General features: G+C 46.4%; 8 protein-coding genes. 5 read left to right on the top strand and 3 right to left on the bottom strand.

Annotated elements, in window-relative coordinates:
* The first annotated feature begins 213 nt into the window (after window positions 1-213).
* Together DXB83_RS06495 and DXB83_RS06490 are read left to right on the top strand one after the other, a co-directional pair.
* A complete protein-coding gene (locus DXB83_RS06495; RefSeq protein WP_055219502.1) occupies window positions 214-1,536 on the top strand; it encodes an APC family permease in 1,323 nt (440 codons plus the stop codon).
* A gap of 22 nt (window positions 1,537-1,558) precedes the next feature.
* Window positions 1,559-2,938, top strand: coding sequence for an MATE family efflux transporter (locus DXB83_RS06490; protein ID WP_055219500.1), 1,380 nt, complete (start codon window positions 1,559-1,561; stop codon window positions 2,936-2,938).
* 78 nt (window positions 2,939-3,016) lie between these two features.
* Here the strand turns inward: DXB83_RS06490 and DXB83_RS06485 are convergent, their stop codons facing one another.
* Complete coding sequence (locus DXB83_RS06485) at window positions 3,017-3,421, bottom strand: ACT domain-containing protein (protein WP_022461391.1); 405 nt, start codon at window positions 3,419-3,421, stop codon at window positions 3,017-3,019.
* A 323-nt stretch (window positions 3,422-3,744) separates the two neighbouring features.
* Here DXB83_RS06485 and DXB83_RS06480 point away from each other — a divergent pair, with 323 nt between their 5' ends.
* The 3 genes from DXB83_RS06480 (at window position 3,745) to glgD (ending at window position 9,004) form a co-directional block, all read left to right on the top strand.
* Window positions 3,745-6,360 (top strand): glycoside hydrolase family 3 protein, encoded by a 2,616-nt coding sequence (locus DXB83_RS06480; RefSeq protein WP_118666485.1) that lies wholly within the window; start codon window positions 3,745-3,747, stop codon window positions 6,358-6,360.
* A gap of 299 nt (window positions 6,361-6,659) precedes the next feature.
* A complete protein-coding gene (locus DXB83_RS06475) occupies window positions 6,660-7,868 on the top strand; it encodes a glucose-1-phosphate adenylyltransferase (RefSeq protein ID WP_118666484.1) in 1,209 nt (402 codons plus the stop codon).
* Window positions 7,862-9,004, top strand: coding sequence for a glucose-1-phosphate adenylyltransferase subunit GlgD (gene glgD / locus DXB83_RS06470; RefSeq protein WP_117801747.1), 1,143 nt, complete (start codon window positions 7,862-7,864; stop codon window positions 9,002-9,004). The genes DXB83_RS06475 and glgD overlap by 7 nt, the downstream gene beginning before the upstream one ends.
* 221 nt (window positions 9,005-9,225) lie before the next feature.
* On the opposite strand, the gene DXB83_RS06465 is transcribed toward glgD, so the two are convergent.
* Window positions 9,226-10,989 carry a Na/Pi cotransporter family protein gene (locus DXB83_RS06465; RefSeq protein WP_118600565.1) on the bottom strand — a complete coding sequence of 588 codons (1,764 nt, stop codon included), beginning with the start codon at window positions 10,987-10,989 and terminating at the stop codon, window positions 9,226-9,228.
* A 283-nt stretch (window positions 10,990-11,272) separates the two neighbouring features.
* Window positions 11,273-11,701, bottom strand: a complete 429-nt coding sequence (locus tag DXB83_RS06460; RefSeq protein ID WP_022461386.1) for a hypothetical protein — start codon at window positions 11,699-11,701, stop codon at window positions 11,273-11,275.
* Between the last annotated feature and the right edge of the window lie 18 nt (window positions 11,702-11,719).

Here is an 11,719-nt window from a genome sequence, read left to right as displayed (position 1 = left end):
AAAAACTGAAAATTGTAAAAATGTTGAAAAGTTCAAAATTAAAGCGAAACAAGTTCAATTATAATATTGTCTATTCTGTACAGGTAAAGCGTTAAACCTTGCGCATTTTGCAAATTGACAAACGATGAGATTTCGGTAGAATAAAAAAATAGGATGCTATGCGTTTCTGTTGGGATCCGCCAATAGAAACGGGAGAGAAAGGAAGGAAAATGTATGGGGGAAGGTCATAAAAAACTGAATTTTTCCGATTGTATGGGACTTGCGATCGGACAGATCATCGGTTCGGGCATCATGGTACTGACGGGAATCGTCATCGGTCTGACAGGACACGGCATTGCCGCAGCGTTTATTTTAGGTGCCGTGCTTGCCATTATCACCTGTGTACCGTTCATCATCCTGACGTCCGCAATCCCGTCATCAGGCGCCGGCTTTACTTACATCCGACGATTGATGGGTGAAAAAGCCGGCTTTATGTACATTGCGATGTTTGTCTTAAGCCAGGTTCTGATCGCAACGTACGCGAAAGGCTTTGCGAGCTATTTCTGCTCGATTTTTCCACAGTTTGGCGAGTCGGCTGTCGCAATGGCAGCACTTGTAATCTGTACCGCCGTCAATCTCATCGGACTGAAATCGAGCGCACTGGTGCAAAAGGGCATGGTTGTGCTGTTGCTTTTGAGCCTGTTCTTATTTATTGTATTCGGTCTGCCCAAGGTGAGCTGGGATGCCCTGACACCGACGGTATCCAACCTGATGCCGAACGGTCCGAAGAACTTTTTCACAGGCGTAGCGCTTTTAAGTTTTGCGTGCGGAGGCGCAAAATTCGTTGCGGAGAACGGAGATGATATCGTGGAGCCGTCCCGCACGATTCCAAAGGTTATCGTGCTTTCCACGAGTATCGTTGCTGTATTCTACGTGCTGATCGGTATCGTGGCAGGCGGCGTGCTTCCGGTCGAAACGGTCGCATTTCAGAATCTGACGCTTGTCGCACAGGAGATTTTTCCAACCTGGCTGTACCTGTTTTTCGTGTTCGGTGGTGCCGTATTTGCGCTGCTTACCACCCTGAACGGAACCTTGAGCTGGGTGACAAGAGGACTGCAGGCTGCCGCAAAACAGGGCTGGCTGCCGGAAAAAACCGCGGAGGAGAATAGAAACGGTGTTCCGGCGATCCTTCTGATGGTCTTTTTCCTGATGGGCGCCATTCCGATCCTTACGGGAATGGATCTGACATTGATTTCCAACATGGGTGTCGGAACCGATATGGTGACGGAATTTATGGTACTCCTGGCCTGCTGGCGTCTGCCGGATATCTTCCCGGAAGAGTATCAGAAATCTGCGTTTTGTATGAAAAAGCGGACACTTCACATTCTGCTGTTTTTCATCGGCATTCTGATGATCGGAACCTCGTATGTCAATCTGTCGGATCTTACGGTTCCCGCGGCGATCGCATGCGGCATCTATATTCTGGTGATGTTTGTTTACACGCAGGTCCGATACCCGTATGTGAAGGCAAAACAGGAAAAGAAAGAAGACAAATAAAGAAGAGAAATGGAGAAGAAACATGAGGGCAACAACAAAAGAGCAGGGCTTTTACAGCCAGATTTTTAAGCTGGTTCTGCCGATTGTGATTCAGAATCTTTTAAGCGCGGCAGTCAACTCTGCCGATGTCGTGATGCTGAACTACGTGGGACAGTCCGCTATTTCCGCGGTATCCCTGGCATCCAACTATGCAAATGTATTATTTATGGTTTATTACGGACTGGGAACAGGAGCAACACTTCTGTGTGCCCAGTACTTTGGAAAAGGCAATATGCGAGCAATTCAGACTGTCGAGGGAATCGCACTTCGATTCTCCGTCATCATCTCCGTCGTTGTGGCAGGAATTGCTTTTACCATGCCACAGATGATGATGCGTCTGTTTACAGATAATGCGGAACTGATCCGGATCGGTGCTTCGTATCTGCGCGTCATGGGTGTGACCTACCTGTGCTGGGGCATTACGGAGATCTATCTTGCGGTGCTTCGAAGCCTCGGCCGTGTGACGATCAGCATGGCGATGAATATGATGGCATTCGCACTGAACGTATTTTTCAACGCATGCTTCATTTTTGGCCTCTTCGGATTTCCGAAGCTTGGAGCAACCGGTGTTGCAATCGCAACGGCGATGTCGCGTGTCATTGAACTGATCGGCTGCGTGATTGTGTCGATTATGAGTAAGGATATCAAGCTCGATCTGCGGTACATGTTCATCCGCAACAAGCTGCTGTTTTCCGATTTTGTGAAGCTTTCACTTCCGGCACTTGGAAATGATCTTTCCTGGGGCGTTGCATTTTCGATGTATTCTGTGATCCTGGGCCATCTGGGAAGCGATGCGGTAGCGGCAAACTCGCTCGTTGTCGTTGTAAGAAATATCGGAACCGTGCTGTGCTTTGGTGTGGCAAGTGCAGGCGGTATTCTGCTTGGAAATGTTATGGGAGAAGGAAATCTGGAAAAGGCGAAGGAATATGCATCGAAACTGCTGAAGCTGACGGTTGTTGCCGGAGCTGTGGGTGGACTGGTTGTGCTGGGTATCACGCCGTTTGTATTGAAATTTGCTTCTTTAAATGAGACCGCGATGCATTATCTGAAATATATGCTGCTGATCAATACCTATTATATTATGGGGGCGGCCGTCAATACGACGCTGATTGCCGGAGTATTCCGTGCCGGAGGTGACACAAAGTTCGGACTGGTCTGTGATACGATTGATATGTGGTGCTACGCGGTGCCGCTTGGATTTATTGCAGCGTTTGTCTTCAAGCTTCCTGTCCTTGTGGTTTATTTCCTGCTGTGTACAGACGAGTTTGTAAAATGGCCGTGGGTTCTGAAACGGTATAAGAGCGGACTGTGGGCAAAAAACATTACGCGGGATCACCTGTTTGAGGATGAAGAAAAAGAATAGATGATATAGAAAAAAGACATCTGCAGGGGTGAAAAATCACTTCGCCAGATGTCTTTTTTCGTGTTTTTCAAACATGCTCTAGAGAACGGTATATCCCTTGCTCTTTAAGCTTGCTTCTGTCTCGTATACATCCGGTACATGAAACACCATGATCGGGCAGCCGGACTCGCGGTTGAAAGAGAGATAGATATAGTCGATGTCGATATTTGTCTCAAGCAGTGTTTTCAGAAGGGAATTTAAGTTACCCGGCTGATCAACTACCTCGACACCGAGTACATCCGTCTGGCGTGTCATGTAACCGGCAGCCTGAAGCGCCTGCTCTGCTTTATCCGGATCGGAAACGACCATGCGGACAATGCCGTACTCTGCGCTGTCGTTGTTGACGGAACCTAAAATATTGACGTCGTTTTCAAACAGAATCTGTGTGATCTGCTGCATCGTGCCTTTTTTATTTTCTGCGAAAATAGAAAGTTGTTTTAACATAATGGGGGCCTCCTAAAATTGATCTCTGATTCCATTATACTGCCAAAATCAAACGCGTCAACGAATTTTGTAAAAGAAGACGAAAAAAAAGGTAAAAAAGCGTATCGTTTACAGAAAATTAATAGAATAAAAGCATCAATATAAAAAAATAAAAAAAGAAATCAATGAGCGAAAAAAAGACAGAAAAGTCGGATAATAAGAGAAAATGCACAAAATACAAATAAAATATGAGAAAACAGGTGAAAAAACTTTTGCATAATGACGAAAAATGCGTTACAATATAAGCGCTATATGTGAATTTATTATTGGGAGGTATTAGAATTATGGCAACATTTTATGCATCAAAAACAGGAGAAGTATCTGCAAGAGAAAAAGAACATTCCGCGCTGGTACGTGAACTGGCCGGTGAGTGCATGACACTTCTTGAAAACGACGGAACCCTGCCGCTTGCAGGTGCAGGAAAAGTCGCAGTTTATGGTAACGGCGTCCGCCACACGGTAAAAGGGGGTACCGGTTCCGGAGACGTTAACACAAGAACGGTTGTTACGATCGAACAGGGCTTAAAAGAGGCCGGCTTTGAAATTCTGACTGGTAAATGGCTCGATGAATATGACAAAGTGCTTGCAGATGCGCAGGCTGCATATCAGGCAGAGCTGGCAAAAAAAGCAGAGGAGCTTCACGTTCCGATTTTTGCTGTTATGTTCTCGGAAGTATTTGCACAGCCTGACGTGCCGGTAATTACCGAAAAAGAGGACACCGATACCGCTATCTATGTTCTGTCAAGAAACTCCGGTGAAGGTGCAGACCGCTATAACAGAGCATGCGATTATCTGCTCGGCGAAAACGAGCTCGCTGACATTGCCTATCTGGCAGAGCATTATGAGAAAACAGTTTTAATTTTGAATATTGCGAACCTTGTAGACACCACAGAGTTAAAGAAAATCAAAGGACTGAATGCAATTCTTCTTGCAGGACAGGCCGGAAATGCAACCGGAAACATCGTTGCAGACGTTGTTCTCGGAAAGAGCATCCCATCCGGAAAGCTGACTGATACATGGGCTGCTTCCTATGAAGACTATCCGTCCTCAAAAAATTTCAGCCACAACAACGGTGACACCAACGATGAGTATTACAGCGACGGCATTTATGTCGGCTACCGTTATTTTGACACCTTCAACGTAACCCCGAACTACTGCTTCGGCTATGGCAAAGGTTATACTGATTTTGAGACGGAAGTAAGGGACGTGGAGGCAGATGCCAAGAACGTTACCGTTACCGCATCCGTAAAGAATATTGGTGATACATTCGCCGGAAAAGAAGTCGTACAGGTTTACTATTCCGCACCGGATGGCACGATTGAGAAACCGTATCAGGAGCTTGGCGGCTTCGGAAAATCCGATCTGCTCTCGCCGGGTGAGTCCCAGACGATTACCATTTCCTTCCCGACGAGATCTATGGCTTCCTACGATGAGAAAAAAGCAGCATGGGTACTCGAGGCAGGAACGTATTACATCCGTGTCGGCAACAGCTCCAGAACAACGAAAGTAGCAGCAGCCCTGAATCTCAAAGAGACCGTTGTTACGGTTCAGGGAAAGAATCTCTTCCCGGCAGATGACGCTCCACAGGAACTCTCCAAAGCAGGCGTAACACCGTACAGCTATGAAGGTGAGGCAGAAGAAAAAGCAGCTGCAAAACAGATCGATATCTGCAGCAAATGCATCAAGACGGAGACTGTTGTCTACAGTGAGACACCGGAAGCATTCCCGGCTTATGAGGGAGAGAAGCTGACAGCGGCAGATGTAAAGAGCGGAAAAGCGACGTTAAAAGATCTCGTATCGCAGCTGACCGTAGAGGAGATGGCTGCCGTCTGCAATGGTACTGCAGACGGACTTGGCCAGGAAGGATTTATCGGATCTTCTTCCGATATGGCGCCTGGAGCAGCGGGAGATACAACTTCCATTCTTCTTGAGGACAGAGGTATTTACAATACGATTCTTGCAGACGGTCCGGCCGGTCTTCGTCTGATTCCGCACTTTGTCGTTGATGCAGACGGAAAGATGGTATCCTCCGGAAATCCTCTGGAAGATGCGTTTAACAAAAATGAAATCGAAGTTCCGGAAGGCGGCACGGAGTATTTCCAGTACTGCACCGCAATCCCGGTAGCAGCGCTTCTTGCGCAATCGTGGAACATGGATCTGATCCGGAAATGCGGTGATATCGTCGGAAAAGAGATGGAAGAATTCCACATTTCCGTATGGCTGGCGCCTGGCATGAATATTCACAGAAATCCGCTTTGCGGAAGAAATTTCGAGTACTACTCGGAAGATCCGCTGGTGGCAGGTATGTGTGCCGCAGCCGATACCAGAGGAATCCAGTCCCATGCCGGAATCGGAACCAGTATCAAGCACTTTGCAGCCAACAACCAGGAAGATAACCGTATGTACGTCAATGAGCACATCAGCGAGCGCGCAATGCGTGAAATCTATCTGAAGGGCTTTGAAATCGCAGTCAAGACAGCACAGCCGATGACGATCATGTCTTCCTACAACCTGGTAAACGGTGTGCATACTGCCAACAGCCACGACCTTCTGACCGCAGCAGCAAGAGATGAGTGGGGCTTCGCAGGCTATGTCATGACCGACTGGGGAACCTCAGAGGACATGAGCGGATTGTTCGCTTACAAATATAACCTGAAATATGGACATTCCACTTCAAGAGAGTGTGTTCTTGCAGGAAACGATCTGCAGATGCCTGGCCAGCAAGGAAACCGTCAGGAAATTGTAGCATCTGTTGCAGACGGAACTCTGCCGCTTGGACAGCTTCAGACCTGTGCATACCGCATTCTGAATGTTGTTCTGCAGTCCCTCGCCTATGATGACTGCAAACCATACGGTGATCAGTTCGATCTCGAAGAGGCAGTTACCGTTACAAAAGCATAAAAAATCAAAAAACATAGAAGCAGCCCCGCAGACCTTTACCATAAGGCTTTGCGGGGCTGCTTTTTGTACGGTCAAAGGAGCAAGGCTGTGACTGCAAGAGATAAGCGATTTCCGCAATCTGCAAGCCCAGCTTGGTGGCATAAAATGTAAAAAGCTCACGAAAGAACTGTAAAACTGGAGAAAAATACAGAATAAAATCGGTAAAAAAATAAAAAATAGTGAAAAATGCACAAAAAGATTGTCCATAGAGCAAATAGTGTGTTATAATGAATGCATCTATTAAAACAGGGGGATAGATTATGGCAAAAGAAATGATAGCAATGCTTCTTGCCGGAGGTCAGGGATCTCGCCTTTATGCGCTGACCGAGAAGCTTGCAAAACCGGCAGTTCCATTTGGCGGAAAATATAGAATCATCGATTTCCCACTTTCTAACTGCGTAAATTCCGGAATTGATACCGTAGGTATTCTGACACAGTATCAGCCAATGGTGTTAAATGAGTACATAGGAAACGGCCAGCCGTGGGATCTGGACCGCCTCCATGGAGGTGTTCACGTGCTGCCTCCTTATCAGAAAGCCTCAGGTTCTGACTGGTATAAAGGAACTGCAAATGCCATCTACCAGAATATTCCATTCATCGAGAGCTACGATCCGGAGTACGTCATCATCCTTTCCGGAGACCAGATCTGCAAACAGGACTACAGCGATTTCCTCCGCTTCCATAAGGAAAAGGGGGCAGAGTTCAGCGTTGCGGTTATGGAAGTACCGTGGGAGGAAGCATCCCGTTTCGGACTTATGGTGGCAGATGAAAATGACAAAATCACCGAGTTTCAGGAAAAACCAAAACAGCCGAAATCCAATCTGGCATCCATGGGTATCTACATTTTTAACTGGGATATCCTGAAAAAATATCTGATTGAGGACGAGGCAGACCCGAATTCTTCGAATGATTTCGGAAACAACATCATCCCGAATCTTTTAAAAGACGGACGCAATATGTACGCTTATCACTTCAGCGGATACTGGAAAGATGTAGGAACCATCTCCTCCTTGTGGGAGGCAAACATGGAAATCCTCGATCCGGAACACAGCGGAATCAACCTGTTTGACAATAACTGGAAGATTTACAGCCGAAACAGCGGAAAAACAGGCCATAAGATCACCGAAACCGCTGTTGTGGAAAACTGTATGATCACCGATGGCTGCCGTATTGCAGGTCATGTCAAACATTCGATTCTGTTCTCCGGCGTAAAAATCGCAGAGGGCGCAGAAGTAGAAGATGCCGTTATCATGGGAGGAACCGTGATCGAATCCGGAGCAGTCGTGAAACACTGTATTGTTGCGGAAAACGTTGTGATTGGCCAGAATGCCGTGGTAGGAGAAATGCCGCATGACGGTGAAAAAGGTGTTGCCACCATCGGATCCGGAATCCATATCGGTGAGCGTGCCAAAGTAGGACCAAATGCAATGGTAAATGCAAATGTAAAGGATGGTGAAGAAGAATGGTAAACGCAAATGCAGATGCACTGGGCATCATTTTCCCAAACAGCTATGATGAGCAGGTACCGGATCTGGTAAACGAGCGTCTGATGGCCTCCATTCCTTTTGCCAGCCGTTACCGCATGGTGGACTTTATTTTATCCAGCATGGTAAACTGCGGAATCGGAAATGTATCCATTATCGTCCGCAAAAATTACCATTCGCTGATGGATCATCTCGGCTCCGGACGTGAGTGGGATCTTGCCAGAAAAAAAGGCGGCTTAAACATTGTTCCGCCTTATTCCGAGAAGAAAATTCAGGTGTACTCCGGAAGAGTGGAAGCACTGGCAAATGTTCTCGATTTCCTGAAATGGCAGAAAGAAAAATACGTTGTTATGGCAGATACCAACATTGCCTGCAATTTTGATTTCAAAGAGATGCTGAATCAGCATATCGAAAGCGGCGCAGATGTTACTGCAGCTTATACCAAGCAGCCGATTCCGGAAGGCGTCAGAAGCTCTTACGAGAAAACCAATTATCTGCACTACACCTTCTCCATGGCAGGACAGAAGATCAGCAAGATTTTTGTAAACTCAGAGGAAAACGGAGTACAGAATGTATCGATGAATATCTACGTGATGGAGCGTCAGCTTCTGATCGACGAAATCAAAAAAGGCTTTGTCCTTGGAAATAAATTCTTTGAGCGTGATGTTCTGGCACCGCAAACGGAGAAACTGAACATTCAGGGATATGAGTTTACCGGTTATCAGGCAAGAATCGACGATATGAAGAGCTATTTTGATGAGAACATGAAGCTCTTAAAAGATGAGAATCTGGATAGTCTCTTCTCCGGCAACCCGATCTATACCAAAGTCCGCGACGACAATCCGACCCGTTATATCAACGGATCAAAAGCGAAAAACGTGATGGTAGCAGACGGCTGTGTGATCGAAGGCGAAATCGAAAACAGCATTTTGTTCCGTGGTGTCAAGGTAGCCAAGGGAGCAAAAGTAAAGAACTGCATTCTGATGCAGGATACTGTGATTGAAGCAGGCGCTGAGATTGAGTACGTTGTTTCTGATAAATACGTTACGGTATCTGAAGGAAAACAGCTCAAAGGAACCGATTCCTTCCCGGTATTTATTGCGAAGGATCAGGTTGTATAAAGAAAAGAATAGAATGAAATAGAAATACCGACTGCCAATGTAGAATATATCAATATTGATGGGCAGTCGGTATTTTTTGGAAAAATTCAGAGAAAAATAGTAGATTGAGTAATGCATCTGTGATATGGTAATAAAACAAAACAGTGATAGCCTAAGGAAGGGAAGATTCTTACCATAAAAATTCCCGGTTGTACAGCTTATGGTTACAGTACAGTCTGTTTTTAGGCTTTCAGCGTTGGCAGCTGATACTGTTTTTTCAGCTCTTTATATTCTGTCTCAAATTCTTCTTCTTTCTTTAATGCATGCAGATACTCATGTGTATCAAAGGATCCGCTGTGGATCTGGCTGACGCAGACGGCAATGTTGGAGCAGTGGTCGGAAATCCGTTCGAAGTCGGTCATCACATCGGAAAGGATAAAACCAAGCTCGATCGTGCATTTTCCACTCTGGAGCCGTTCGATGTGGTGGTTCTTCAGGCTGGAATTCAGGCTGTCAATCACCTGCTCGAGTGGTTCCACTTCATTTGCTTTTTTTACATCCTCATTGTTGAAAACGGAGAAGGTCAGGCTGACAATATCTTTGACTGCTTTTCCATAAACAGCAAGCTCTGCGGCTCCGTCAGAAGAGAACTGCAGGTTCTTGTCATGCATCTCTCTTGCAGCTTTCATGATGTTGACGGTGTGATCGGAAATTCGTTCGAAATCGCCGATGCAGTGCAGAATCATGGAAAGTGTCTGGCTGTCCTTCGGGGAAAGCTTTTCGCTGGAAAGCTTCACCAGATATGTGCCGAGGGCATCTTCAAAATGATCCACCTTTTTCTCAAGAATATCTACATTTTCCGCATCCGCCTCGTTGTAGGAGGCCATCAGGTCAACAGAAGTAACAAGACCGGTTTCGGTCAGTTCTGCCATTTTTGCGGCTGCAACTTTACACTGCTGCAGAGCAAAAGCCGGGCTGTCGAGGAAACGGGTATCGAGCATCTGAACCGCTTCGTCTGCTTTTTCTTCCGGTCCGTCCGGAATGGTCAGTTTCGCAAGTTTGACCAGTCCGTCTGCAAACGGGAACAGGATCAGTGTTGCGAAAATATTGAAGCCGGAGTGAACGATTGCGATGCCGGCTGCATTTGCCGAGGTTTCCAGGAATGGAAAATGTACAAAGGCATTGATTCCATAGAAGAGAACCAGGAAAAGAACAGTACCGATAATGTTAAAATAAAGGTGAACCATTGCGGTACGGCGTGCATTGCGGCTTGTACCGATGGAGGAGAGCAATGCGGTGATACATGTACCGATATTCTGTCCCATGATGATCGGGATCGCTACGGCGTAGCTGACGGAACCGGTTGCGCAGAGTGCCTGGAGAATACCGACAGAAGCAGAGGAACTCTGGATCACGGCGGTCAGAATGGTTCCGGCAAGAACACCGAGCACCGGAATTGAGAATTTTACGAGAAGTCCCGTGAATTCCGGTACATCTGCGAGCGGTGATACAGCGCTGCTCATGGTGTGCATACCAAACATCAGAATGGAAAAACCGGTTAACAGGGTACCGACATTTTTCTTTTTATCGCTCTTTGCCAGCATCAGCATAAAAACGCCGATGATTGCAAGAATGGGGGAAAAGGACGACGGGTTCAGCATTTTAATGAATACATTGTCGCCCTGAATGCCGGTAAGACTTAAGATCCAGGAAGTGATGGTGGTACCGATATTGGCGCCCATGATGATGCCGACTGCCTGGTTCAGCTTCATGATGCCGGAGTTTACGAATCCGACAACCATAACAGTAGTTGCAGAAGAGGACTGGATAACTGCGGTAACACCGGCACCTAAAAGAACTGCCATAATCCGCTTTGATGTCAGCTTTTCCAGCAGGTATTCCAGTTTACCGCCGGAAAGTTTGGTCAGGCCATCGCCCATGGCACTCATGCCGTATAAGAACATGGCAAGGCCACCGACAAAGGATAACACTCCAAAAATGTCCATAATTTCTCCCTTTACGTAATTTTCTTTTTCTTTTCGTGGTTTTAACAATAGATACACGTTTTGCAGGTCTTACTCGAGAAAAAACCTACATTTAGAAGATAACACATCTAAAAACAGTTTTGTGTTAAATGTATGTAAAGTTTGTAAAACGGTCAAAACAACTCAAAATCCGGTGCGGCACTGTTTTGTGCCGGTACCGGATCGTTTCTCGATTCCTTTGCATCCGAAAGAAGCTGCCACTCGCAGGATCTGCAGATGCGGGTAGTTTGGCTGAATATGATTTTCATAAGAAATCTTTTAACTTTTCCATGTTGTATTCTTCAAATTTTCGCAGCTTATCCATCAGATCCCGGATTTTGGGATCCGCGTCCTCATACTGGCGGTACTTCTGGATTGCCTCGACGATGCCCATGCTGCTTCCGGTAATCAGCATGCTGGCAATGTGTGAGACGGACGGATCCGTCATAGTCTGCAGGTTTATCATAAAATACGTGCGTGCTTTTTCCATTATGCCAAGGCCTTTTTCATCGTAGCCGTGTTCATTCAGCAGCTCCTTTGCCGCCTGATGAAATTCCTCATAGCCCTGAAACTGGGTTTTCAGATGTTCTTTTAAGTCTTTGTCCTCAACGACTCCAATGAGCTGCCGGATCGTGTCGACACCCATCTGGGAGTTCTGGTAAATAAAGTTTAAAAGCTCTGCATCTCCACTCATCGTGCATCTTCCTTTCTT

The sequence above is a fragment of the Blautia sp. OM06-15AC genome (assembly GCF_003481425.1).
Taxonomy (GTDB): domain Bacteria; phylum Bacillota; class Clostridia; order Lachnospirales; family Lachnospiraceae; genus Fusicatenibacter; species Fusicatenibacter saccharivorans.
The sequence above is the reverse complement of the archived record's forward strand: the minus strand, read 5'-3'. Positions and strand labels throughout refer to the sequence as shown.